The sequence below is a fragment of the Pantoea deleyi genome (assembly GCF_022647325.1).
Taxonomy (GTDB): Bacteria; Pseudomonadota; Gammaproteobacteria; order Enterobacterales; family Enterobacteriaceae; genus Pantoea; species Pantoea deleyi.
The window spans coordinates 2,159,481-2,183,904 of record NZ_CP071405.1 but is presented as its reverse complement, the minus strand read 5'-3'; the positions used below and the strand labels follow the sequence as shown (position 1 = coordinate 2,183,904).

28 protein-coding genes are annotated in these 24,424 nt (G+C 58.6%); 10 read left to right on the top strand and 18 right to left on the bottom strand.

Annotated elements, in window-relative coordinates:
- Positions 1 to 109 precede the first annotated feature (109 nt).
- A complete protein-coding gene (gene cfa, locus J1C59_RS10255) occupies positions 110 to 1,258 on the bottom strand; it encodes a cyclopropane fatty acyl phospholipid synthase (RefSeq protein WP_128086203.1) in 1,149 nt (382 codons plus the stop codon).
- Positions 1,259 to 1,558: 300 nt separating this feature from the next.
- Positions 1,559 to 2,761 (bottom strand): purine nucleoside transporter PunC, encoded by a 1,203-nt coding sequence (punC, locus tag J1C59_RS10250; RefSeq protein WP_128086202.1) that lies wholly within the window; start codon positions 2,759 to 2,761, stop codon positions 1,559 to 1,561.
- Positions 2,762 to 2,868: 107 nt separating this feature from the next.
- Here punC and punR point away from each other — a divergent pair, with 107 nt between their 5' ends.
- On the top strand, positions 2,869 to 3,774 hold the full coding sequence (punR, locus tag J1C59_RS10245) for a DNA-binding transcriptional activator PunR (protein WP_140917058.1): 906 nt from the start codon (positions 2,869 to 2,871) through the stop codon (positions 3,772 to 3,774).
- Here the strand turns inward: punR and purR are convergent.
- Positions 3,771 to 4,796, bottom strand: a complete 1,026-nt coding sequence (gene purR / locus J1C59_RS10240; RefSeq protein WP_128086201.1) for an HTH-type transcriptional repressor PurR — start codon at positions 4,794 to 4,796, stop codon at positions 3,771 to 3,773. The two genes, punR and purR, sit on opposite strands and share 4 nt — an antisense overlap.
- Before the next feature lie 282 nt (positions 4,797 to 5,078).
- On the opposite strand from purR, the gene cydH reads away from it, so the two are divergent.
- Positions 5,079 to 5,168 carry a cytochrome bd-I oxidase subunit CydH gene (cydH, locus tag J1C59_RS10235; RefSeq protein WP_128086200.1) on the top strand — a complete coding sequence of 30 codons (90 nt, stop codon included), beginning with the start codon at positions 5,079 to 5,081 and terminating at the stop codon, positions 5,166 to 5,168.
- A gap of 48 nt (positions 5,169 to 5,216) precedes the next feature.
- Here cydH and J1C59_RS10230 read toward each other — a convergent pair whose 3' ends face one another.
- The gene (locus J1C59_RS10230) at positions 5,217 to 6,014 is read right to left on the bottom strand and encodes a C40 family peptidase (protein ID WP_128086199.1); all 798 of its coding nucleotides are present in this window, start codon (positions 6,012 to 6,014) and stop codon (positions 5,217 to 5,219) included.
- Positions 6,015 to 6,379: 365 nt separating this feature from the next.
- Here J1C59_RS10230 and J1C59_RS10225 point away from each other — a divergent pair, with 365 nt between their 5' ends.
- A complete protein-coding gene (locus J1C59_RS10225) occupies positions 6,380 to 6,715 on the top strand; it encodes a Grx4 family monothiol glutaredoxin (protein ID WP_179291196.1) in 336 nt (111 codons plus the stop codon).
- 41 nt (positions 6,716 to 6,756) lie between these two features.
- Here J1C59_RS10225 and rnt read toward each other — a convergent pair whose 3' ends face one another.
- From rnt to J1C59_RS10205, 4 genes are all read right to left on the bottom strand, one after another.
- The gene (gene rnt / locus J1C59_RS10220; RefSeq protein ID WP_128086198.1) at positions 6,757 to 7,425 is read right to left on the bottom strand and encodes a ribonuclease T; all 669 of its coding nucleotides are present in this window, start codon (positions 7,423 to 7,425) and stop codon (positions 6,757 to 6,759) included.
- 120 nt (positions 7,426 to 7,545) lie between these two features.
- Positions 7,546 to 7,953, bottom strand: a complete 408-nt coding sequence (gloA, locus tag J1C59_RS10215; RefSeq protein ID WP_128086197.1) for a lactoylglutathione lyase — start codon at positions 7,951 to 7,953, stop codon at positions 7,546 to 7,548.
- Between the two features lie 116 nt (positions 7,954 to 8,069).
- The gene (nemA, locus tag J1C59_RS10210) at positions 8,070 to 9,167 is read right to left on the bottom strand and encodes an alkene reductase (RefSeq protein ID WP_128086196.1); all 1,098 of its coding nucleotides are present in this window, start codon (positions 9,165 to 9,167) and stop codon (positions 8,070 to 8,072) included.
- Between the two features lie 50 nt (positions 9,168 to 9,217).
- Entirely contained in the window at positions 9,218 to 9,814 is a 597-nt protein-coding gene (locus J1C59_RS10205) for a TetR/AcrR family transcriptional regulator (protein WP_128086195.1), read from the bottom strand.
- A gap of 173 nt (positions 9,815 to 9,987) precedes the next feature.
- Between J1C59_RS10205 and J1C59_RS10200 the strand changes: the two genes are divergently transcribed.
- From J1C59_RS10200 to J1C59_RS10185, 4 genes are all read left to right on the top strand, one after another.
- Positions 9,988 to 10,227, top strand: coding sequence for a DUF1289 domain-containing protein (locus J1C59_RS10200; protein ID WP_128086194.1), 240 nt, complete (start codon positions 9,988 to 9,990; stop codon positions 10,225 to 10,227).
- Between the two features lie 75 nt (positions 10,228 to 10,302).
- Entirely contained in the window at positions 10,303 to 11,199 is an 897-nt protein-coding gene (locus J1C59_RS10195) for an aldo/keto reductase (RefSeq protein WP_140917057.1), read from the top strand.
- Positions 11,200 to 11,283: 84 nt separating this feature from the next.
- Entirely contained in the window at positions 11,284 to 11,802 is a 519-nt protein-coding gene (gene sodC, locus J1C59_RS10190; protein WP_140917056.1) for a superoxide dismutase family protein, read from the top strand.
- A 130-nt stretch (positions 11,803 to 11,932) separates the two neighbouring features.
- Entirely contained in the window at positions 11,933 to 12,400 is a 468-nt protein-coding gene (locus J1C59_RS10185) for a hypothetical protein (RefSeq protein WP_128086193.1), read from the top strand.
- Here the strand turns inward: J1C59_RS10185 and J1C59_RS10180 are convergent, their stop codons facing one another.
- From J1C59_RS10180 to J1C59_RS10170, 3 genes are read right to left on the bottom strand one after another with little or no spacing between them, the layout of a single operon-like run.
- The gene (locus tag J1C59_RS10180) at positions 12,401 to 14,401 is read right to left on the bottom strand and encodes an FUSC family protein (RefSeq protein WP_140917055.1); all 2,001 of its coding nucleotides are present in this window, start codon (positions 14,399 to 14,401) and stop codon (positions 12,401 to 12,403) included.
- The gene (locus J1C59_RS10175) at positions 14,398 to 15,255 is read right to left on the bottom strand and encodes an efflux RND transporter periplasmic adaptor subunit (protein WP_128086631.1); all 858 of its coding nucleotides are present in this window, start codon (positions 15,253 to 15,255) and stop codon (positions 14,398 to 14,400) included. Before J1C59_RS10175 ends, J1C59_RS10180 begins: the two co-directional genes overlap by 4 nt.
- A 5-nt stretch (positions 15,256 to 15,260) precedes the next feature.
- On the bottom strand, positions 15,261 to 15,497 hold the full coding sequence (locus J1C59_RS10170) for a DUF1656 domain-containing protein (RefSeq protein WP_128086632.1): 237 nt from the start codon (positions 15,495 to 15,497) through the stop codon (positions 15,261 to 15,263).
- A 150-nt stretch (positions 15,498 to 15,647) separates the two neighbouring features.
- Here J1C59_RS10170 and slyA point away from each other — a divergent pair, with 150 nt between their 5' ends.
- A complete protein-coding gene (gene slyA, locus J1C59_RS10165; RefSeq protein ID WP_128086633.1) occupies positions 15,648 to 16,085 on the top strand; it encodes a transcriptional regulator SlyA in 438 nt (145 codons plus the stop codon).
- Between the two features lie 37 nt (positions 16,086 to 16,122).
- On the opposite strand, the gene slyB is transcribed toward slyA, so the two are convergent.
- Positions 16,123 to 16,590: an outer membrane lipoprotein SlyB gene (gene slyB, locus J1C59_RS10160; protein WP_128086634.1), complete on the bottom strand. Its 468-nt coding sequence runs from the start codon at positions 16,588 to 16,590 to the stop codon at positions 16,123 to 16,125.
- A gap of 282 nt (positions 16,591 to 16,872) precedes the next feature.
- On the opposite strand from slyB, the gene anmK reads away from it, so the two are divergent.
- A complete protein-coding gene (gene anmK / locus J1C59_RS10155; RefSeq protein ID WP_128086636.1) occupies positions 16,873 to 17,994 on the top strand; it encodes an anhydro-N-acetylmuramic acid kinase in 1,122 nt (373 codons plus the stop codon).
- A 42-nt stretch (positions 17,995 to 18,036) separates the two neighbouring features.
- On the opposite strand, the gene J1C59_RS10150 is transcribed toward anmK, so the two are convergent.
- From J1C59_RS10150 to J1C59_RS10130, 5 genes are all read right to left on the bottom strand, one after another.
- A complete protein-coding gene (locus tag J1C59_RS10150) occupies positions 18,037 to 18,270 on the bottom strand; it encodes a DUF4060 family protein (RefSeq protein ID WP_111139052.1) in 234 nt (77 codons plus the stop codon).
- A 226-nt stretch (positions 18,271 to 18,496) separates the two neighbouring features.
- On the bottom strand, positions 18,497 to 19,708 hold the full coding sequence (locus J1C59_RS10145) for a diguanylate phosphodiesterase (RefSeq protein ID WP_128086635.1): 1,212 nt from the start codon (positions 19,706 to 19,708) through the stop codon (positions 18,497 to 18,499).
- Between the two features lie 88 nt (positions 19,709 to 19,796).
- On the bottom strand, positions 19,797 to 20,333 hold the full coding sequence (locus J1C59_RS10140) for a GNAT family N-acetyltransferase (RefSeq protein WP_128086637.1): 537 nt from the start codon (positions 20,331 to 20,333) through the stop codon (positions 19,797 to 19,799).
- Between the two features lie 667 nt (positions 20,334 to 21,000).
- Positions 21,001 to 22,152 (bottom strand): MFS transporter, encoded by a 1,152-nt coding sequence (locus J1C59_RS10135; protein ID WP_140917054.1) that lies wholly within the window; start codon positions 22,150 to 22,152, stop codon positions 21,001 to 21,003.
- Positions 22,149 to 22,688, bottom strand: a complete 540-nt coding sequence (locus tag J1C59_RS10130) for a TetR/AcrR family transcriptional regulator (RefSeq protein ID WP_128086688.1) — start codon at positions 22,686 to 22,688, stop codon at positions 22,149 to 22,151. The genes J1C59_RS10135 and J1C59_RS10130 overlap by 4 nt, the downstream gene beginning before the upstream one ends.
- Positions 22,689 to 23,229: 541 nt before the next feature.
- On the opposite strand from J1C59_RS10130, the gene J1C59_RS10125 reads away from it, so the two are divergent.
- Positions 23,230 to 23,505, top strand: coding sequence for a hypothetical protein (locus tag J1C59_RS10125; protein ID WP_128086686.1), 276 nt, complete (start codon positions 23,230 to 23,232; stop codon positions 23,503 to 23,505).
- Between the two features lie 109 nt (positions 23,506 to 23,614).
- On the opposite strand, the gene budC is transcribed toward J1C59_RS10125, so the two are convergent.
- Positions 23,615 to 24,379 (bottom strand): meso-2,3-butanediol dehydrogenase, encoded by a 765-nt coding sequence (gene budC / locus J1C59_RS10120; protein ID WP_128086685.1) that lies wholly within the window; start codon positions 24,377 to 24,379, stop codon positions 23,615 to 23,617.
- Between the last annotated feature and the right edge of the window lie 45 nt (positions 24,380 to 24,424).

Genomic DNA, 24,424 nt, shown 5'->3' with positions numbered 1-24,424 from the left:
TACTGGCCCGCGCGATGTCGCGCCTCGTCCCTGAGGTGCAGCCGTCGCCGGGTCCGTTTCCTCTTCTGACCCTACGGCGTTAAGCGCCCGCCGCGCAGACAGCCGGAGGCTAGCGCGCGACCCGTAATCCCCCCTCCACGCCACGACTGAAAACAATCTGCCACAGCTGAATATCACGCGCCCGGAAGGCACCCGCGCAGGCGTTGAGGTAGTAGGTGAACATCCGTTTAAAGCGTTCGCCGTAGCTGTCAGCCAGCTCCGGCCAGGCCTGCAAAAAGCGCTCATGCCAGGCCATCAGGGTTCTGTCGTAATCGGCTCCGAAGTTGTGCCAGTCTTCCAGCACAAAATGGGGTTCGCTGGCCTCCGCGACGTGACGCACCGAAGGCAGGCAGCCGTTGGGGAAGATATATTTGTCGATCCAGGGATCGACGCGCATATCCGTTTTGATCGCGCCGATGGTGTGCAGCAGAAAAAGCCCGTCCGGTTTCAGGTTGCGATCGACCACATCGAAGTAGGTGGCGTAGTTTTTCGGGCCGACATGCTCGAACATCCCCACCGATACGATGCGGTCAAACTGCGCGTTGAGGTCGCGATAATCCTGCAACAGAATCGTGACGTCCAGGCCGCTACAGCGCTGCTGCGCCAGCTTCTGCTGTTCAGCGGAGATGGTCACGCCCTGCACGCTGACGCCATAATGCCGTGCGGCAAACTCCGCCAGCCCACCCCAGCCACAGCCGATATCCAGCAGCGACATCCCCGGCTTCAGCGCCAGCTTACGGCAGATCATATCCAGCTTGGCCTCCTGAGCGGCCGCCAGCGTCGTGGCCTCTTTCCAGTAGCCGCAGGAGTACTGCATATAGGGGTCGAGCATCAGGGAGAAGAGATCGTTACCCAGGTCGTAATGCTCTTTGCCGACAATCCAGGCCCGTTTTCTGGACTGCAGATTGGTTAAGCGCGCGGCGGCAATGCGCAGCGTATCTTTGAAGTGATGCGGAAGCTGCTGATCCAGTCTGTGCTTAAGTACGCGATGGAAGAACATATCCAGCCGATCGCACGTCCACCAGCCATCCATATAGCTCTCACCGAGCCCGAGTGACCCCTCCTGCAGGACACGCTTATAGAAACCGGGATGGGTGACCTGAATATCCCAGGAGCGTGTACCGTTAATGTCAACATCCGCCTTTTCCAGCAGCTCATGAACGATGTGATACCAGGGATTCTCTTCGGGGCTTACTGCTTCTGCATAAGATGAACTCATAGCTTTTCCACCACCTGTCCAGTCTGAGCCTGACCAATGAATTTCAGGCATTGAGAAACGTAACGGATGACTCCGCACACCGGTTATCTGTGTGGTACAGAGGACTGGAATAGCCTGTGGCAGGGCGGAAAAGGTAAGAATAACGCGTGCAGATACCGTCCCGGCAACAGGCTGCCAATCAAGTTACTACGTTATTATGTTTTTGATTTGTCAGATATTAATTGACCCGGATGAGTATATTCTCACGCGGGTCAATGTTCAATGACTTATTGTTAGGAGGCTAACTAAAAAGTCAGTGCGTTACTGATTATCCTGGCAGGCAGGCTGAGAGGAGGCAACAACCGTTTGTGCGCTTGCGACACGCTGCATGACGTAACCGAACAGCGCGAGCAGGATCGTCACCGTCATGATCAGGGTAGTGGTAAACAGAGGCTGGGTTAATCCGGCCGACACCGCCAGGCTGGCGGCGAAGCAGAGTCCCAGCTGCAGCGTGTTCTGCAGCGCGGCCGCTTTCCCGGTCGCGTGCGGGAACGGCATCAGGGCACTGGCGACCACAATCGGATAAATCGCACCGTTTGCCAGCGCCATGCCGCAGAACGGCACCATCAGACCGGCCAGAGTGCTACTGCCTGAAAGCGCCACGGCAAACAGCGCCAGGATGCTCAGGCTGTAAATCCCCAGCAGCGCGGGCAGGAGCTGTGCGCCGTTGAAGCGGTTAAGCAGGGCACGGCAGCCAAATCCGCCAATCAGAAAGGCGAGCGTCTGTGGCACATAGCTCAGGCCGATATCAGCGGGCGAAAGGCCCAGATCCGCCAGGATAAAGGGGGAACCGGTCAGCCACGCGAAAAAGCTGGCAGAGCAGGCGGAGTAGATCAGCACATTGCCACTGTAGATGCGTGATTTCAGTAGCGTAAAGAAGCCGGGCTGAGACCCTTTCGCTTCCGCCGCTTTGCGCACGCCGGGCAGGCGCAGGGTTACGAGGATCAGCGCGACCGCAATCAGCGTCAGCACCAGGAAAATCGAACGCCAGTGGAAGTGGCCGATCAGCCAGGCACCCAGCAGCGGCGCCAGCGCCGGAGAGAGGGCGACCAGCGGCATGATAGTGGCAAAGACTTTGCTGGCCCGCGCGGCAGGGTAGCGGTCCACCACCAGCGCCTGCCAGCTCACGGCAGCGGCACAGACGCCAATCGCCTGAACAAAGCGCAGCGCCAGCATCAGGGCGATATCGCTGACCCACAGCATCCCGGCGCAGCCGACGGCAAACAGCGTCAGACCGGCCAGCAGCACCGGCTTGCGGCCAATGCGGTCCGACAGCGGCCCCCAGAAGAGCTGGCCACAGGCAAAGCCGGCCAGAAAGAGACTCATACTGGCGCTGATCAGGCCGGGCGAGGTATTAAAGCTCTGCTGCATCGCTCCGAAGGCGGGCAGGTACATATCCGTGGCCAGAAAGCCCAGCATACTCAGCAGGGCAAGATAGGGCATAAATCCTTTATTCGATAACATCTGATTCTCATTTTTGCAGGATGAACGCGGCAGAGTGTAAAAGGTGCGTTTGCCGCTGTGAAACGCTAATATTTGCCGATTGCTGTTAAAAATTTTGAAGGCAGATTATGTGGTCCGAATATGCATTAGAGGTGGTTGACGCCGTGGCGCGCGGCGGCAGCTTCAGCGCGGCCGCGCAGGAGTTGCATCGGGTGCCCTCTGCCATCAGCTATACTGTGCGTCAGCTGGAGACCTGGCTGGCGGTGCCGCTGTTCGAGCGTCAGCATCGGGAAGTGGTATTGACCCCGGCAGGGGAACATTTCGTCCGCGAAGGGCGCAGCGTCATCAAAAAAATGCTCGCCACCCGCCGACAGTGTCAGCAGCTGGCAAATGGCTGGCGCGGCCAGCTGAGCATCGCCGTTGACCGCATCGCCAAGCCTCAGCGCACCCGCCAGCTGGTCAAAGATTTCTATCGTCACTTTCCGGATATGGAGCTGAGCATCAGTTATGAGGTGTTCAATGGCGTCTGGGATGCGCTGGCCGACGGGCGGGTGGAGATCGCGATTGGCGCGACCCAGGCGATACCGGTAGGGGGGCGTTTTGCCTTCCGCGATATGGGCACGCTCAACTGGCGCTGCGTGGTCGCGCCCGATCATCCGCTGACGCAGGCGAGCCAGATCGATGACGATACGCTGCGCAGCTGGCCGTCGCTGGTGCTGGAAGATACCTCGCGGGCGCTGCCGCGCCGCATGACGTGGACGCTGGATAATCAGCGCAGGCTGGTGGTGCCGGAGTGGCAGACCGGGCTGGAGTGTGTGCAGGCGGGCTTGTGTGTGGCGATGGTGCCGGGCCATCTGGCCAGGCCGCTGCTCGACAGCGGCGAACTGGCCGAACTGACGCTGCCGGTTCCCTTTCCGGACAGTCCCTGCTGCGTCAGCTGGGCAGAAGATCGCGCATCACCGGCGACAGGCTGGTTGCTCAGCTATCTGGGCGATGCGCAGACGCTTAATCAGGAGTGGTTAAGCGAAGATTAACGACGGTAGTCGCGGAACGGACCATCGGCCACGGAGCGGCGTTCGATCAGCGTCGGGTGAACCTCGATGGTCTGCGACACTTCACGTTTGCTGGTGATGCGGTCCAGCAGCATATCCAGCGCCTTCTCACCCAGCTGGGCCTTGGGCTGATGAACCGTGGTCAGGGCTGGCGCGAAATAGCGGGCGTTGCGCACGTTATCATACCCGATCACCGAAATATCCTGAGGCACGCGCAACCCCATCTCGTCGGCGGCGCAAATCGCCCCCATCGCCATGATGTCACCGCCACAGAACACCGCCGTGGGGCGCTGCTTCTGCGACAGGATCTGCTGCATCGCCTGATAGCCTGACTCCGGCTCGAAGTCACCCTGCACGATCCATTCCGCGCGCGGCTGAATGTTCGCCTCTTCCAGCGCCTTCAGGAAACCGGCATGGCGGCCGCCGCCGGTATTGCGCTCCATCTGGCCGGGGATCGCGCCAATATCACGGTGTCCGCGTTCGATCAGATAGCGGCCGGCCAGATAGCCACCCTGGAAGGCGTTATCCAGCACCGTGTCGGTGAAGTCGGCGCGGGATTCGCCCCAGTCCATCACTACCATCGGGATGTTGCGGTTCTCTTCCAGCATCTGCAGCAGATCGTCCGGGTATTCGGAGCACATCACCAGCAGGCCATCCACGCGCTTCTGCGCCATCATGCTGAGATAGGCACGCTGCTTTTGCAGATCGTTGTGCGCATTGCCCAGAATCAGCGTGTAGCCCTTATCGAAGCAGTGATTCTCGACGGCTTCGATGATTTCAGCAAAGTAGGGGGCTTCGCTTGAGGTGGCCAGCAGCCCCAGCGTGCGCGTGTGGTTCACTTTCAGGCTGCGTGCCACGGCGCTGGGTGAGTAGTGCAGTTCCTTGATCGCCTGCCAGACCGCTTCGCGCGTCTCTTCAGCCACAAAGCGGGTTTTATTGATGACGTGCGAAACGGTGGTCGTGGAGACGCCAGCGCGTTTTGCCACATCTTTAATTGTTGCCATGAAAATCGGACTCCGGTGCTTATCTAACTCTCTGATAAGCGTAGTGTTAAACGTTTGCGTCTGCTCAGGGTTTTTTCCGCAAAAATGCAGCGTTCCTGGCCGGTAATCTGACCGCAGGCGGAGGAAAAACCGCCTGAAAAGATGCGCAAACGGAATCAGAGTTGCGCGCGTTGCGCAACAAAGGCGGGATTCTAACAAGGCTGGGCGGATAAAACGAGATTTTTACCGGGTCGTGTGGGAAAATGGAATAACCCTGTAAACTGTGTGACTAAGGAACAAGCTGTGAGTACTGACCTCAAACTGGCCTTAATGACCGCCGTCGGCTGTCTGCTGATGATTGTGGCCTTTAGTTTTACTGCCATTCTGCACTGATAAAAAAAAGCCGGGATTGTCCCGGCTTTTTTCTTTCTGTCGTGTGGCTCAGCGGATGGTTTTTGGCGTCATCACCCGGCGGGCGCCGATGTAGTGGCGCTGCCAGTAATCTTCCCCTAACGCGCTGATCTGGATATCTTTACCGGTGCGTGGCGACTGAATAAACTTGCCATCGCCCAGGTAGACGCCGACATGGTCGGCGGTGCCGCGGCCATTGATGCGGAAGAAGACCAGATCGCCTTTCTCCAGCGACTCACGCTTGATTGGCGCGGCGTCACGCAGGTGATACATCTCGTTGGCGGTACGCGGGATTTTGAATTTCACCAGATCCTTATAGGCGTACCAGACCAGGCCGCTGCAGTCGAAACCGGTGTGTGGCGAGGTTCCCCCCCACTGGTAGGGTTTACCCAGCTGGCCCATCAGTTTGGTCATCGCCGTTTCACGCGCCTTCTGGTAACGCTGGCGGTGAGATTTGCTCATTTTAATGGTGCCGGTTTCGCGGGTGTCGGCGTCGGCGGTTTTCAGCGTACGCTGATGACCATAACGTTTCTTGTCGTGATTCTTGCTGATGCGGGCGGTTTTAAGCGAGGTCTTCTTAGCAGGTGTCTGGGTCGCGGTGAGTTCAGCTTTTTTCTGTTTTTTCGTTTTAAGTTTCTGAACAGGCGTGACACGCGGTTTTTTGGAGACCGTTTTGACGGGGCGACGCTTGCGACGCTCATCGTCGCGCGCACTCTTTTTCTCTGCTTTATGCGCACTCACGTTCACCGGCGCGTGAGGCGACGCAGCGGCGGTGTTGAAAAACAGTTGCGCAAAAGCCAGCATGAAAAGCGTAATGATTAAACGCATAGTCCGTTAATGAGTTAAGTTGTCATGGCCACTACGCACCGTGACAAAGTTGAGATTAATCTGATCGAGGATCAGCGCCCAGGCCATTCTAGTCCAGTTCTTTTGAAAACTGTAAGGTCTTTTATTATTAATCTTTGTAACCGCTGAAATTGTGTTGAAAATGAACATTTTCAGCATCTTATATCAGCAAATTTATTACGAATTATTAATCTGTTACCCACTGTTAATCATCAGGAAACGTGACGCATTGCGGCTTAACTTAACCAGGATGGCTATTCAGGCGGGCAGCAGGCAAAATCTCGTTTTCAGTCCAGCTGCGAAGTCGCTACAATAAACAAACACGAAGTCGCGAATTAAGGAAGGCAATTATGAGTACTGTAGAAAAAATTCAGCGCCAGATCGCAGAAAATCCGATCCTGCTGTACATGAAAGGTTCCCCGAAACTGCCTAGCTGCGGTTTCTCTGCGCAGGCGGTGCAGGCGCTGTCAGCCTGTGGTGAGCGGTTTGCTTACGTGGATATTCTGCAGAACCCGGATATTCGTGCCGAGCTGCCGAAATACGCTAACTGGCCTACCTTCCCGCAGCTGTGGGTGGATGGCGAACTGGTCGGCGGTTGCGACATCATCGTTGAGATGCTGCAGCGCGGCGAACTGCAGTCGCTGATTAAAGAGACCGCAGAAAAATTTAAAGAAGCAGAATAAAAAAAGGCCGACATCACGTCGGCCTTTTTCGTTGTGCAGGCTTACGCCGTTTCCCCGGCTTCAGCAGCCTCACCGGCAAAGGGCAGTGGCCAGCCGCCCAGGCGTTTCCAGCGGTTAACCAGCTCGCAGAACAGGGTCGCCGTCTGCTGCGTGTCGTAGAGCGCAGAGTGCGCCTGCGTACTGTCAAACGCCATTCCCGCCGCAATACAGGCTTTCGCCAGCACGGTCTGACCCAGCACCAGTCCGCTCAGGGCGGCGGTGTCAAAGGTGGCGAACGGATGAAACGGATTGCGTTTCAGGCTGGCCCGTTCCGCCGCGGCAGACATAAAGTTCAGGTCGAATGTGGCGTTGTGCGCCACCATAATGGCGCGGTTGCAGCCGCTCTCCTTGATCCCTTTACGTACCATCTTGAAGATAGCGTGCAGCGCCTCATACTCGCTGACCGCGCCCCGCAGGGGATTGCTGGGATCGATGCCGGTAAAGGCCAGGGCTTCCGGATGCAGTAGCGATCCGGCAAAGGGTTCGACGTTAAAGTGCAGCGTCTGATCAATCCCAATCCAGCCCTCTTCATCCATTTTCAGCGTGATAGCGGCAATTTCCAGTAACGCATCGGTCTGCGCATTGAAACCTGCGGTTTCGACGTCGATCACCACCGGGTAGAAGCCACGGAAGCGTTGATTGAGTGCATTAGGGGAATTCGATTCAGACATCAGGATCTCGCTGCAGAAAAAGGGCAGCGCGCATTATGGCAAAAAACGGGGCCGGGTGCAGCAGATGAAGCGCAGAGAAGGGGATTCAGCCCGCCCGGTCGGGCAGGCTGACAGGCAGGTTTAGTTGCCCAGGCCTTTACCGGCATCTTTGTTTTCGATCAGCTCGATTTTGTAACCATCGGGATCTTCGACAAAGGCGATAATGGTGGAGCCACCTTTAACCGGGCCGGCTTCACGCGTGACCTTGCCGCCATCGTTGCGGATGCGTTCGCAGGCCGCAGCCGCGTCATCCACGCCCAGGGCAATGTGACCGTAGGCATTGCCCAGATCATATTTGTCGACGCCCCAGTTGTAGGTCAGTTCGATCACGGCACCTTCGCTTTCGTCGGTGTAGCCCACGAAGGCCAGGGTGTATTTATATTCGGTGTTTTCGCTCTGACGCAGCACGCGCATGCCCAGCACACGAGTGTAGAAATCGATAGAGCGTTGCAGATCGCCAACGCGCAGCATGGTATGAAGTAAACGCATAACATCCTCTTTGAAATAAAAACGCCATCGCCGGATGACCCAGCGCTAAGTATAGCGACGAAAATCGCCGGTGAATAATGGCTGTCGTCATCGTCCCGGACGACAGCCTGACCCGCTTACAGCGTCGGGTAATCGATATACCCTTCAGCGCCGCCGCCGTAGAAGCTCTCCGGGCGCTGCGGGTTGAGTGGGGCATCCTGCTGCAGACGCTCGACCAGATCCGGGTTCGCGATGTAATCACGGCCAAAGGCGACCGCATCGATCAGACCGCGTGAAATCAGGTCATCCGCTTTCTCCACGGTGTAGGCACCGGCCCCGATGATGGCACCCGGGAAGAGATCGCGCACTTTCTGACGGAAAGCGTCGGTGTAAGGCTTGCCGCCCGCCCAGTCTGGCTCAGAGAGGTGCAGATAGGCAATGTTGCGTTTCGCCAGCTCACCGATGTACCACAGCGCCGCCTCTTCTTCGTCCGGGCCGTTGTCCAGGTTCTGGAAACTGCCGATAGGGGAGACGCGGATGCCGATGCGATCGGCAGACCAGTTGGCGATCACCGCATCAACGACTTCCAGCGCAAAGCGACCGCGTTTTTCGATGCTGCCGCCATACTCATCGGTACGCTGGTTTGAATCGGGGGCCAGGAACTGGTGGATCAGGTAACCGTGCGCCGAGTGCAGCTCAAGCAGGTCAAAGTCTGCTTCACGCGCGTTAGCCGCCGCCTGACCAAAATCGGCCACAATCTGCTGAATTTCCGGCACCGTCAGTTCACGCGGTAGAGAGGTCTCTTCACGATAGACGCTGCCATCTTCGGCACGCAGAGAGGTACGGGTGCCTGCGGGCAGGGCCGAAGGCGCGACAGGGGCGTTGCCATCCGGCTGCACGCTGTTATGGGAGATACGACCGGTGTGCCATAACTGTACGGCCGTGTGACCGCCCGCCTGGTGCACGCCGTTGTTGATCTCTTTCCACGCCGCGATCTGCGGCTGGGTGTGCAGGCCTGGCGCACCGGCATAGCCTTTCGCCTGGAAGGAGACCTGCGTCGCCTCGGTGATGATCAGACCGGCGCTGGCGCGCTGACGGTAATATTCCGCCATCATCGGTGTCGGGATGTCGCCTGGCTCGATGCTGCGCAGACGGGTCAGCGGTGCCATAAAGACGCGGTTCGGGACGGTGATTGCGCCGACTTTCAGCGGACGAAACAGCTGGGTACTCGCCATAATAGCTCCTGATTAGTAGACCAGTCGTCTACAAACTCGTTTTTTAAAAATCAGCGGCGTTCAAGCCACTGTTCGATGGTACTCAATGCCAGACGCAGTGGCTGCGCCTCGCGGGAAATTTTGCTCTGCAGGCTGGCGCCGAGCCACAGCAGTGACAGCAGCTCCGCCATCTGCGCCGGAGGCTGCGGAAGCTGAAGGGACTCCTGCTCCGCTGCGTCGACCAGCGTCCGGGCGTAAAGGGCCGTGATCTTTGCCGCCCCCTGCTGCAGGGCCGCGCGCATCGGCTCAGAGAGATCGCACACTTCGGCTGAGACTTTAACGCCCAGGCAGCCGACGATATGCCCCTGCCGGACAAACAGCTCAACGGCGGCACGGAAGTGATTAAGCAGACGCTCCGCTGGCGTGCCGGTGGTCTGGTTAAGCTGAAGCTCCACATCCTGCAGGTAACGCGCAAAGTAGCGTTCCAGCAGCGCCACGCCGAAGGCCTCTTTCGAACGGAAATAGTAGTAGAAGGAGCCTTTCGGCACCGCCGCCTGGGTCAGCAATTCGCTCAGGCCCATGCCGGTAAAGCCGCGCTGCAGGCAGAGCTGCTCACCTGTCTGCAGCAGGTGTTCACGGGTTTCATTACGCTGTAGCATCTTATTCATGGCAGTGAGGTTAGTAGACCAGTCGGTCTAATGCAACGTGAGAGGGGCCATTCCGCACAGAGTGTTCACCTGACCGGCCAGGATCAGGAGAATTCTGGCCGCGCGGGGCGGACTTCCTGCCCAACCAGGCTACGCTTTTTAATGACTGTTTATTCTGAGAAACCGGAGGCGTGGTGGCCGAGCAGCTTGAGTTTTTCCCGGTTCCCAGCCCCTGTCGCGGGATCTGCCAGACGGATGCGCGCGGCTACTGTCTGGGATGTTTACGCAGCCGCGATGAGCGGTTCAACTGGCTGCGCTTCAGCGATGCGCAAAAGCGTGAGGTCATTCGCCTGTGTCAGCAGCGCCGTCTGCGCATGCAGCGGCCACAGAAAGGTGAGGAGCCGCACGAACCTCAGCAGCCGGAGTTGTTCTGACGACGCCCGGCGTTCTGCTTTCCGTTATACTCTCTGTCACGCTAATTTCAGCCAATGCGCAACAGGGAGAATGTCATGTTACAACCGCAGGCCATCGCCTTACAGGGCCCCGAATTTTCACCGCTGGTTATGGGGTACTGGCGCCTGATGGAGTGGGGGATGTCGCCTCAGGAGCGGGTCGCGTTTATTGAGCACCATCTGAACCTGGGGATCACCACCGTCGACCATGCGGATATTTACGGGGATTACCAGTGCGAAGCCGCCTTTGGTGAAGCGCTGAAGCTGGCGCCCGGCCTGCGCGATCGGCTGCAGATTGTGACCAAATGCGGTATCGCCACCCGCGCACGGCCCGAAAACCGGATTGGCCACTACATCACCGATAAAGCGCACATCCTGCAGAGCGCGGAAAACTCGCTGCGCCATTTCCATACCGATCGTCTCGACCTGTTGCTGATCCATCGGCCCGATCCGCTGATGGCGGCGGACGACGTCGCCGATGCCTTTATGGCCCTGCATCAGGCCGGCAAGGTGCTGCACTTTGGGGTCTCTAATTTCACGCCAGCCCAGTTCTCCCTGCTGCAATCCCGCCTGCCGTTCTCGCTGGTCACTAATCAGCTGGAGATCTCGCCGGTGCAGCAAAGCGCGCTGCTGGATGGCTCGCTGGATCAGTGTCAGCAGCTGCGCATCCGGCCGATGGCCTGGTCCTGTCTGGGCGGCGGCCGCCTGTTTAACGATCCCCATTTCCAGCCTCTGCGCGATGAGCTGGAAGCGGTGCGGCAGGAAACCGGTGCCACCAGTCTGGATCAGGTGGTCTACGCCTGGATACTGATGCTGCCTTCGCGCCCGCTGCCGATTATTGGTTCAGGCAAAGCGGCGCGGGTGAGTGAGGTCGCCGGATCGCTTGAGCTGACGCTGACGCGCCAGCAGTGGTTCCGTATCCGCAAGGCCGCCCTGGGCTTCGATGTACCCTGAAGCGTAAAACTGCGTCAATTTCCGGCAAAATAGCGCAACAGCGGCCAGACTTATCGCACACCCTGGTCTGCAAACGGAGTCACCATGAAACTGAAAGCAGTTGCGCTATGTGCATTGATCGCCTGCGGCTCAGCACAGGCTGCCAGTGAGGACGTTACGATCCATCAGGTTACCGCTGAAGGCATTGGTCAGTCGCTGGGCACCGTCAGGATCGACGAGACGCAGTATGGTCTGCAGTTCACGCCCGACCTGCAGGGGCTGAAACCGGGCATTCGCGGCTTCCATGTGCATGCAAAAGGAAGCTGTGAACCGGGCGAATCGGACGGCAAGGTCGTCGCTGCCGGTGCCGCTGGTGGTCACCTCGATCCGGCTAACACGGGCAAACATCTGGGCCCCTATGGTGAAGGGCATCTGGGCGATTTACCCGCGATCTATGTGGACGACGCTGGTAAGGCAACCTATCCGGTGCTGGCACCGCGGCTGAAGTCGCTGCAGGAAATCAAGGGCAAGGCGCTGATGGTGCACGCGGGCGGGGATAATCACGCCGATCATCCCCAACCGCTGGGCGGCGGCGGGGCGCGCTACGCCTGCGGCGTCATCTGACATTAGCGGGCGGCCCGCGTCAGCCGCCCGCTTTTCACCCGCTGTTTAGTAATTGTTGTACCATCCCTGACATTTCCCCCCTATGATATTGATTCAGGTACGAAAGCGTGACGGGGAAGGAGCTGGAAAAATGAGAGTCAAGGGCGCATTACTGCTGTGTCTGCTGCTGGTGGGATGCGATAAACCCAATGATACGCAACTGGTGACCGAAACCGGTCGTGAGCTTCAGCGCACCATCGACACCAGTCCGATGCGTGTCACCTGTGAAAAGATCGCCAAAGGGCGTGAATGGCTGAGCCGCAACATGGTGCGTAAGCTGGAGAAACAGGGGTGCGACCAGGTCTTCCGCAGCGCCACCGAAACCAATTTTACCGACACCACCATCTATCGTCGCACCATGACAATGGTCTGTGGCGGGATCCGCGGTCAGAGTTTTACCGGCAGTGAACTGACGCGCCGGTTTATCTTTTCACCGGATGAGAAGGCGCTGGTGATCGAGCCGATGACTGAGATGGATAAAACCCGCTTCGAAGGCCACAAAACGCTGCAGCAGCTGCAGGAGGACTTTACCCGCCAGCAGCAGCAGTATTGTCAGTGATTAGCCCGGTACTGCCTGCTTCAGCTGAGCCAGCGAACAGCGCAGACGCCAGATAATCCCCGCCAGTTCGCTGGCGTCATTGCTTTTCAGCGCCAGCAACGCGGCGATGGTCGCCTCCAGCTCCGCCAGCGTCCGATCCAGCGAGCTGTGCTGCACGCCCCGGCTGCTCATAATCTGCTGCAGGTGACGCAGACTCTCCTCGCGAAACGCCTGCAACGTCTCTGATCCGGCGCGCCACTCGCGCAGCTGCCAGACAATGTGCGAACAGTTAAGCAGCACCACGCCCCAGCGCAGTAGCCAGACGCGCGCCTGCTCATCCCGGCTGTGGCTGAGCTGACTGATACGGTGATAGATCTGCGACTCAAAACGGCTCTCGCTGAGCCGCGGACGCTGTCGCAGCTGGTCGAGAAACGCCAGCCGCAGCGCGCGGATATGGCGACGGCTGCGCCGGGCGTCGGAGCTGGGCCGCAGGATCTGAAACGCCAGCCAGGCCAGCAGCACGCCACAGACCTTGGCGATGTTGTCGTTGAAGAACGCCTGATAATCCCAGTCTGGTGGATTGGTCACCGCGATAAACGACCCCATAAAGACGATAAACTGTCCCCACATCCCGGCCCGCTGTTTCTGCTGCAGTTTAAAGAGCTGAAGGGTCACCAGCAGCGGAAAGAGCAGCAGCAGAAAGGGCCACAGCTGACTGATCTGCACCATCAGGCCAAACTTCATCACAAAACTAAACGCAAACAGCCAGAGCAGGGTCTTCAGCAGCAGGGTGACGCTGCCGCCGGGTGAGGGCGAGGAGGCGTAGAGCACGCAGGCGATGGCCGTTAAGGTCAGCGCGGCGGCCCCGGAAGACCACTGCGTGTTGATCCAGAACGCGCAGCCCAGCACGATGACGGAGAAGGTGCGCAGGGCGCTCCAGCCCGCCTCGGCGCTGTCACTGTCGCGGGCCAGCGCGGGCACCGGCGGCGGCTGAAAGCGGGTATCCGCATCGGCCCGCTCCAGCAGGCGGATCCAGCGCAGCACGTTAAGGTACATCCAGCAGAAATAGCGCAACCGCTGGCAGAAGGCGCGCTGCCGGTAGTCGCCCTCCGCCGCGGGCGTCACGCTGCGCAGGATCTGCGCCAGCCGGTACTTGTCACACGCCGGTTTCGCCAGCTCCGCCAGCAGCTGCTGCAGCGCCGTGAACAGCGACTCTGGCGCATCCGGCCAGTTCAGCAACATGCGGCGCAGGCTCGACAGCACGCTGGTCAGCCGCAGCTGCTGATGCAGCACATAGTTCAGCACGTTGTTCTGGCGGCGAAAGCGATAGTGACTCCAGAATGCCTGGATTCGCAGCAGGTTCATGGTCAGGATCTGGCTGATCACAGTTTCGTGCGCAACACGAATATTGTCGCTGGCCGAGGGCTGCAGCAGCAGCACGGCGTGTTCCAGCAGGCGGTCGTGCATCTGCTTCAGCGACGTAATCAGCGCCTCGCCATCGGAGGTGCTCGGCAGCACCATCATCATCAGTCCGGCGCACAGAATGCCGGAGATCACCTCGCAAACGCGGGCCTGTGCGATGGTCCAGAGCGTGGTGATATCCGTAATATTGACGCTGCTGAACGCAATAATCGCTGCGGTATAGCCCGCCAGCGAAAAAGCGTAGGCGACGTTGTTCTGGTAATGGTTGGCGACCCCGGTGCAGAGCGCCAGCCAGCCGGCAATCGCAAAGGTAAACAGCCACGGCTCATTCAGGGTGTGCCCGGCGATCAGCAGGGCGGCGCTGGCGCCCAGCAGGCTGCCGACGATGCGGCCGAGACTCTTACTGATCGCGCCGCCGACGGTGGGAAAACTGATGACGGCGGCCGAGGTCATCGCCCAGTAAGGTTCGTCGAGATCCAGCCCGTAGGCGATGCTGAGCGCCAGACACATGGCGATAGCGTTGCGCAACGCATAGCGCCACTGTCCGCCGCTGGCCTTAATCCACGGCAGCTGATCCCAGGCCAGCCACTGAATATTCATGGCTGAATCGTGATCGTACAGCTGGTGCCCGCCACCAGATTGGCGCTGGCAGGTAATGGATTAAGGCGAATGCGCACCGGCACGCGCTGCGCCAGCCGGACCCAGGGCACGTTGGGCTTGATATCGGGCACCAGTCCGCTGTCGGTTTCGATACTCTGGTCATAGATGGCCCGGCCAATGCTGTCGACCTTGCCCTGCAGCTGCATCCCGTTGCTGTAGAGCACCACCTGCGCGGCGGCACCGGCCTGAATATGGCGCAATTTGGTCTCTTCAAAATAGCCCATCACATACCAGGAGTGTCCGTCGACCAGGGCGAACAGCGGCGAGCCTGCCGTGGCATAGTTACCCGGCCGCAGCGTCAGGTTGGTGACCCAGCCATCCACCGGCGCGGTCAGCGTCGTCTGCTGCAGATTCCAGCGCGCCCGCTCCCACTCCGCCTGGGCCGCTTTGGCACTGGCCGCTGCGGCCCCGGCGCTCAGACGGGCCGCATCAAGATCTTCAGCGGAGATGACATTGCGTGGCAGGCCGCTGCGGCGGTTGAATTCATGCTGCGCTTTGGCCAGATCGGCCTGCGCCTTGCTGAGCTGAGCGGCGGCATTGTCGAGCGCGATCTGCCACGGCACCGGATCCAGCGTCAGCAGGGGATCGCCGCGATGCACAAACTGATTGTCCCGTACCTGAAGCTGTGTGATCCGGCCCGAGACCTCAGGCGTGATATCCACCAGTTCCGCCCGGACTTTACCGTCGCGTGTCCAGGGCGACTGCATGTAGTAGTTCCAGAGCCAGCCGCCAGCCAGCAGGGCCAGCGCAAACACAATCAGCGTGGAGAAATATTTAACCGCATTAAATTTCATCTCGATTATCCATGACCGATGAGCCAGAGTGCGGCGGAAACGCACAGCACAAACAGGGAGAGATCAAACAGGGTGGGATGCCAGACATCGCCGGAATAAATCCAGCCGCGCACCAGCGGGTGGATCAGCAGCCAGAAAAAGAAGCCGAGGATCACCGCTTTAAACATCGGCGGGAAAAAGAGTGAGGCACCCACGACCAGATCGGTCAGCGGTTTCGCCCCGGAAAGCGCAGGAGTGAGCACGTGATAACATCCTTCGTTAACCCAGACGGCAGATGCCGGGCGCGGTCGCGTTTTCGGGCTCTGGTCAGGGATTTGTAATTTGTCCTGTAAACTCGCAGAATAGTGTAAAATCTGGCTTGATAGCTAGCAAGCTAATTATAAGGAGATGAAATGGATACGCCACTCGGAACGGATTTATCTCGCCTGGTGCGCATCTGGCGCGCGTTGATTGATCAGCGGCTGAAGCCGCTTGAGCTGACTCAGACTCACTGGGTAACGCTGCACAATATTCATCAACTGCCGCCTGAACAGTCACAGATCCAGTTAGCCAAGGCGATCGGGATTGAACAGCCGTCACTGGTGCGTACGCTGGATCAGCTGGAGGAGAAAGGGTTAATCACCCGTTCGACCTGCGCCAACGATCGCCGCGCCAAGCGCATTAAGCTGACGCAGCAGGCAGAACCGATTATCGAACAGGTTGAGAGCGTCATTGATGAGACGCGCGACGATATTCTCTCCGGCATCAGTCAGGAGGAGATCGGTCAGATGGTGACGCTGATCGCCCGGCTGGAGAAAAACATTCTCGAACTTCAGCATAAAGAGAAATAAAAAAACCGACGCCGGGGCGTCGGTTTTTTTTACGGCGTTAGCGAGGGGAAACGGTGACCTGGCTGCCGTTGGACGCCATCACAACACGCTGACCGACGGAGTAACGGGACGCATCCTGTTTCTGCACGACCATGATGGTGTTGCCATCGTCCTTACGGATTTCCAGCTCGACGCCATCACTTTTATTGAGTGCGCCCTGCACGCCCTGACCGGCTACGCCACCCAGTACGGCACCACCGGCGGTCGCCAGGCTGCGACCGGCACCGCCACCGATGGTGTTACCCAGGAAGCCACCCAGCACGGCACCGCCGATAGCCCCGATCACGTTGCTGTCACTGCCGCCCTGAATCTTCACCGGACGAACAGAAACTAACGTACCGTATGAAACGCTCTGCACCTGCTTGGCTTCGCTGGCACTGTAGGTGTCACCCGACAGCGTACTGGTATTGCTACAACCTGCCAGCATCATACCGGTCAGAGCGACCACAATTACACGCTTAATCATTTGAAACTCCTTTAGTCGAGAAGGCGCCACGTTTATCGCTGTATCCTGCTCTCAGTATAAGACAGAAACCTGGCAAATTAATCCCAGTCCGGACAAAACACGGTTGGACGAAGCATAGACTATTCAGGCACAACAATAATTCAATCAGGAATGAAAAAAGGTTGCGTGAGGTTATCGGTTAGCACGATTGGATTAAAATCAATTAATCATAGAATTAGCGATCATTATTTGTCAGGCTAGCCGCAGACGAATTGCACATCCCGCCGGGAGTAAGGAATGGCTATGAAATCAGGACGCTATATCGGGGTAATGTCAGGCACCAGCCTGGATGGAGTGGATGTGGTGCTGGCCGCCATCGATGAAAATATGGTGGCGCAGCAGGCGAGCTACTGCCATCCGATGCCCCCCGCGCTGCGCCAGGCAATTCTGGGGATCTGCCAGGGGCAGTCGCTGACGCTGTCGCAGCTCGGTCAGCTCGATACCCGTCTTGGTCAGCTGTTTGCTGAGGCGGTGGTGACACTGATGAAGCGTGAGTCGCTGGAGGCCAGCGATATCATGGCGATTGGCTGCCACGGTCAGACCGTCTGGCATGAACCGCAGAGCGAGGCGCCCAACACGCTGCAGATTGGGGATGCGAATCAGATCGTCGCGGCGACCGGCGTCACGGTGGTGGGCGACTTCCGCCGTCGTGACATGGCGCTGGGCGGGCAGGGTGCGCCGCTGGTGCCCGCTTTCCATCAGGCGCTGCTGATGGATGCCACCGAACGCTGCATGGTGCTGAACATTGGGGGTATCGCTAATCTCTCGCTGCTGATCCCGGGGCAGCCGGTACGCGGTTTTGACACCGGTCCCGGCAACATGCTGCTGGATGCCTGGATCTGGCGAAATCAGGCACAGCCTTATGACCGGGATGCGCAGTGGGCCCGCAGCGGAACGGTGATCCCGGCGCTGCTGGAAGCGCTGTTGCGTGAGCCCTGGTTTGCGCTGCCGCCGCCGAAGAGCACCGGCCGTGAACATTTCAATCTGGGCTGGCTGGAGCAGCATCTGCGTTACTTCCCCGGACTGGCTCCGCAGGATGTGCAGGCCACGCTGGTCGAGCTCACGGCGATCACCATTACCCGCCAGGTCTTACTCAATGATGGCTGCGATCGGCTGCTGGTGTGCGGCGGCGGCGGCCGCAATCCGCTGCTGATGGCGCGACTGGCGGCGCATCTTCCGGGAACCGAGGTGACCACGACCGACAGCGCGGGCGTGAGCGGTGATGATATGGAGGCGCTGGCGTTTGCCTGGCTGGCGTTCCGCACGCTTTCCGGGCTGCCGGGCAATCTGCCCGCCGTGACCGGCGCACGGGAGAAAAGCGTGATTGGGGCCATCTATCCGGCTAATTCACTCTACCGGCGATAGGCGGAGAAAGGGGGCTATCCGCCCCCGGCAGATAGAGATCCGTCAGGCGGCACCGGAGAGATGCGACAGTTTGCGCACGCCGGTGATGACCGTGGCCACCATGGTTTCCCGGCGGGTGATCACCTCAACCTGATAGAAGCGGCTGCGGTAGGCAATGGAGTAGATAATGGGATGGTACTTATTTCCTTCCCCGTAGCGGGAGTAGTGCGCTTCGAGCGCACGGGTCGCTGCCAGGATATGGGCGGGTTCTTTATCACCACGGATAATCTGCTTCATTCAGTTCCTCAAATGCTGTCCCTGGAGTCACGTCGCACGCATGGCGCGTTGCGCTGGCCTAAACACTGAACATCTGACTGCTAAACATTTAATCACTGATGGGGTAATAACTGACTCTGCCGCGGGAAGATGACAGAAAGATGATCTTCCGGCGCTGTTAATTATTTAGCAGCGGCCGGATGATCCAGCAAGGCGGGTGATGATAAATTCATCCAAATCGCAGGGGTCAGTTCAGCTCCGGCCAGGCCACCGCCCCGATGCCATTGAGTTCCGGTTTAGAGAACAGAAACCCCTGGAACTGCGTCACACCGGCCGCTTCCAGCCACATCCACTCTTCCGGTTGTTCGATGCCTTCGGCGATCACGCCAATCTCCAGTGAGGCGCAGCACTTCAGAATGGCATGAATGATCGCCTGTTTGGGGCCGCTTTTATGCACATCCGAGATAATGGCGCGGTCGATCTTGATCTTGTCTGGCTGGATGCGGGTCAGCAGCGACAGCCCGGCAAACCCGGCACCAAAATCATCCAGCGCCAGGCTGATACCGGCGGCCTTCAGCTGCCTGATAGCGGCTTCAAAGGCTTCAGGCTGGGAAATAATCTCGTTCTCGGTGAATTCCACCATGACCTGCTCCGGCACCAGACCGTGCGCCGCAATCTCCTTCAGCAAAAAGGTCACGGCGTCAGGTACGGTGACCAGGGTCATCGGCAGCAGATTGATCGACAGCGTCATTCCCTCAATGCCCAGCTTTTGCGCCTGAGCAAAGGCGTTCTTTTTCGATCTCAGATCGACCAGATAAAGCTCATCGCGTGTCAGCCGGGCAAAATAGTCGAGCGGGGATTCCCCGCGCGGGCCGCGCAGCAGGGCCTCCAGCGAGACAATTTCACAGGCAAAGGGATCCACGATGGGCTGGAAAGCGAAGGTGATCGCATCTGCATCCACCAGCGCCGCGTCGCCTGCACGCTGTTCTGACGCATCGCGAATGAACTGCCAGTTGCTGGCGGCGGGGATCTCAAAATAGTTCTCTTTTTCCCGTGCCTCGACAAAGGTACGCAGGAACTGCAGCGCCCGGTCGGTATAGGTCATCTGAAACTTACTGGTACATTTTTCCAGAACCGCTTCCAGCACCCGCTCTTTGTCATGCTGCCGCAGATCGAACAGCTCCATGCCGACGTGACCAAAGCGGCGCGACGGCGCGTAATCGCGCAGCAGCTCAACCAGATTATGGTGGCGCGGATCCCGGCAAATCCGGCTGTAAACCGCTTTGACTGCTGCCTCCGGGCCTTCCAGCAGCTGGAAGAAATGCGTGCCATTGAACAGTAAAATGCCGGTGACGCTTGATGAGCGGTTGATACTGTTCGCTTTACGCGCCAGATCAGCCAGAGTCTCAAGCTTCACATGTTCAGTAATGTGGCTGCGATAGATGATTGTCGACAACATAACGGTTTCCGGGATTTTTTATTTTTTGTTAACACACCTTACCAGAAGGTTCTCCTGCGGAGAACGAGGTCGGGTGTGTTCATTCCAGTTACAGTGGCGTTTCGCTGCCTGCCGGCAGCGCGGAGTCGCCTAATCCCAGCGCCCGCTGCATAAAAACGGTATCCAGCCAGCGTCCCTGTTTGAACCCCACCGCGCGCAGAATACCGGTGGTCTCAAAACCCGCAGCACGGTGCACCGCGATGGAACCGCGATTCTCGCTGTCGCCGACATTGGCAATCAGCTGGCGATATCCGGCCTGCTCAGCCCACCGGATAGCGTGCTTCAGCAGGCCTGAACCGACGCCGCGCTGCTGAAAGCCGGGATCGATATAGATCGAATCTTCCAGCGTATGCCGGTAGGCGTGGCGGGGACGGTAGGGCGCCAGATAGCAGAAGCCGCATACCACGCCGTCGCTGACGGCGATAAACCAGGGCAGGCCCGCCTGCTGAATCTTTTGCATCCGCTCACCGATTTCGGTGACGTCGGGCGGTACTGTCTCAAAAGAGCCGGTACCGTTCAGAACATGCCAGGCATAGATCTGTTGAATCGCTGCGATGTGACGAGGCTCTGCATCAAAAATTTCCACGTTTGTATGGGGTTCCGACATGCTGCACAGGGTTGAAAAGCAACGTTATAGCGGGCGGGCGGAGGACGCAATACAAATATGAAAGTCTGCGATCTTTTTATGACAGCCGCGCCAGCCGGGAGGCGGGCTGGCGATCGCCAGGAAACGGTCAGGCCGGATAAACAGCATGAATGAATCCGTGATAAGCCTATTCTGAAAAAAACGGCCGCCGGATGATCCCGGTCCGGGTTGCGGCTATTATCTCTGCGGTTCCGGTCAGGCGAATATATTATAAGGAGGCGCAGCGTGTTGCGATTCGTTGATTTTCTGAATAATCAGCAGGGGCTGCGTGCGGCCAGAAATCATTGCTTTGAATTAAATGGCGTCGTGCTGGGTCATTTCACGGCGTTATTGCTGCATGATAACCAGATTATATTTACTAAAGATGGCCGGCAGTGTGCGGTGCCTTATTATCTGGGACCCGAAGAAGATCTTCTCCAGCAGAAAGTGAATCCGCGGGTTAAAAATATCCGGGCGATCTGATTTACGTTATCTCTTTTTATTCAGCGGGACAGAGACCGCGCCAGCATGTTTCGCGTCCATCGTCGGGCCGATATATCAGATACGGCCAGGCGGAGTGACGCTATAACGAGTTGTCATGCTGCCTTGACGCGTTTATTGACGCCGCTCAGTTATCTGATGCGCCGCTCGTCCGGGCGGGGACGATAAACAGCAACAGCAGGGCACTGACCGCAAACAGCGTGAGTGCCGTGACGGCACCCAGCCCGGCGTAGAGCTGACCAAACAGCAGCGATCCCACCACCTGACCCACAGCCAGCATAAAAAACAGCACGCCGACGCCCGTGGCCGGATCGTCAGCGACGACGCGTGCGCCCCACACCAGCAGCACGCCCGACAGGGTCACATATCCCGCGCCGCAGCAGGCCACCGCAATCAGTAACCCGCCGGATTCACCCCGGCTGAAGGCCAGCACCAGCAACGGCAGTGCCATTCCGCACAGTGACAGCCGATACACGCCGTTCAGCCCGATACGGGCCGCGAGCGGGCCGGTTGCGGCACCCAGAATGCCCGCGCCGCCAGCGACCAGCCAGAGGAACCGGGCGGTTTCTGCATCCACGCCGACATGCTGGCGCAGCAGTGCAGAGCCGAAGCTCCACCAGGCCGCGCTGGCCAGACCCGACATCAGCGCAATGCCCGTCAGCCGAAGCATGGCGCGACGGAACAGATGCCGGTAGCCGCGACGCGTGCTGGCGGCGCGACCCGACGCACAGGCGGGCAGCACGCGCATCACCGGCAGCAGGCTGGCCAGCGACAGCAGGGCGAACAGCAGGCAGGCACTCCGCCAGCCACCGGGCAGCACGCTGAGAATCACCACGGTCAGGATAATACCCGCGCTGGTTCCGGCATTGATCAGGGTGTTGATGCGTGGCTGGGCATCCGCCGGGATCCGCTCACTGACCGCTGCGGCCAGCGCGGGCGAAGCCAGACCGGAACTTAATCCGGCAACAAAGAGCCCGGTCGCCAGCACCAGCGGCGACGCGGCACAGGCGAGCAGCAGCAGACCTGACGCGGCACTGAGGGCGGCCAGCAACGCTGTGAGCCGGGCACCATAGCGCGCGGCCAGCGCGGCGGCGGTAAGGATCGTCAGGCAGTAGGCGACAAAACTGCAGGCGGAGAGCACCCCTGCCTGCTGCGGGCTGAACGGAATATCCGCTGCGACAGCGGGCAGTATCAGTCCCCACGAAAAGCGGGCCATGCCGTAGGTCACGGCAATCAGGCTGAAGCCGGTCACGGCCAGGGCACGGGTGGCCGATCTCATCTGGCCGCACCGCTCTGCAGCAACTGACGGGCGACCTGCGCCGCCTGCCGGGCAGCGTCAGGGCCGATAATCAGCGCCGTGGTAATAGCCCCCTCAAACAGCATCCAGATGGCATCACTCAGCGGCTGACTGGCCTGGCCACGCTGATGCGTCACGCAGTGCGTAATGTACGTGCGCATCGTCGTGCGGAAGGCCAGCGTCTGCGACGCCAGATCCCGGTCCCGCTCGGCATATTCGCCCCAGGCCTTGAGAAAGAAGCAGCCCCGCGCGCCGTTGGTCGCCGTCCACGTTTCCAGCACCCTAAACAGATGGGCGATGGCCTCCGGCTGTTGCGCGGGCAGCAGGTCGGCCATAAAGCGCTGCTCACGGGCGTCAAGCACCGCGGCGGTGAGGGCTTCGCGGGAGGCGAAGTGATGATAAAGCGTGCGCGTTGAGACGCCCGCTTCGCGACAGAGCTGATCGGTACTGGTGGCATGGAAGCCATGGGTATAGAAGAGCCGCTCGGCGGCCTGCAGGATATCATCTCTCTTTTTCATCATTTAAAAGTAAACCGATCGTTTTACTTTTTCAAGCCAGCCGGGATGAATTACGCCCGGCTGTTTTAATAAGCTGCTGACGTGGCGATCTCCGGCCCCGCGCGGAGCAGGGCCAGCCAGGCCCGTTTTACGATTTTCAGCCTCAGTTTATCAATCCTCATAAATACCCCTGCGGAGCCGCTTTTGTTCGCCATCCTGGCTAATCAAACGTGAGCGCGATCTCAGAAATGGCCTGCCGGTTTTTTATTTATAACGTTGTTTTTACAGGGTTAATGATTTTTTCGCCGGTTTATTGATCGATTAGCCCGGCAAATGAAAGCGGGGTTGTGAAGGGAATCGGCGAAGTCCAGTATGTTGCTGGTCTGAAGCGATAGCGGAGGCAGAAAAGGGCATATTCTCAAAGTCGGTTCTGCGCATCTAATAAAGTGGTTTTAGGGATAATTCTCAGTTAGTTTAATTATGCTTCAGATTACAAAAAAAACTCTTACCAATTTTGGTTCGTTTTTTACGACACATACAGCAACTATCAGGATGAACTGCCATGCTCAAAGCCAGCTATTATTATCTGTGCCCGCGTCCCATGGGTGGATGGATTTTACACAAAGAAGGTTGCGTTAATCTGTCTAAAAACGACAGGCGTGTTTTTATTGGTTCACTTTATACCCGGCAGCAGGCGCTGGCGGTGGCGAAAATACATCACGCTAATGCCATATTATGTAATGCCTGCCTGAGCACCTTTATTTGCCCGACCAGCAGCAGCACGGCAATTAAACCGGCGCGCGCGGCCACGCCTACCCGTCATACTCCCCGTCATTAACTGGACAGAATAAGGCTTCGGCGACAGAGCAGAATTCGCGGGAATAAAAGAAATAAGCGGGCGGGCTGTTCAGAATAAAAAAGGCAGCGTCAGAACGCTGCCCGGAAAATCAGGCCTGTTTAGGCTGGCCATTTGAGGCCGTCAGGCCGCCATCGACCGGAAGATTGACGCCGGTGATATAACTGGCTTCTTCGCTGGCAACAAACAGAATGGCACGGGCGATATCGTCCGCTTCACCCGCACGGCGCAGCGGGATGCGATCGTAGAAACGCTCCAGCAGGGCCGGGTCGTTTTTAGCCTCTTCGGTCAGATCGGTAAAGGTAAAGCCGGGGCAGATCGCGTTGACGCGCACGCCATCTGCGCCGTAGTCCATCGCCAGTGCGCGGGTAAAGTTAGTAATCGCGCCTTTCGCCGCATTGTAGATGCTCATGCCCCAGTCACCCCCCAGGCCTGACACCGAGGAGATGTTAACCACATTGCCTTTGCTCTTCAGCAGGGCAGGCATGAAGTAGTGCACGCCGTAGAACACGCCATCCAGGTCGGTCTTCATCAGGGTTTTCCATGCGTCGAGTCCGACTTCATGCACGCGACCCTGTACGATAACCCCGGCGTTGTTGACCAGCACGTCAACACGGCCATACTTCTCCAGCACCTTTTCTGACAGCTGTTTAACCTGCTCAGCGTCTGAGACATCGCAGGCCGCCACCAGATGATCGCCCGCCGTCATGCCGGCCAGCGTCTCTTCCAGTTTCTGCGCGGTGCGGCCCACCAGCACCACGGATGCCCCTTCCTCAGCGAAGCGCTTCGCGCTGGCCTCACCAATGCCGGATCCGGCACCTGTCACAACCACAACTTTCTGCGTAAATCTGGACATTATGCCTCCTTATCAGCATCAATTTTCACAATTAACAACCGGTTA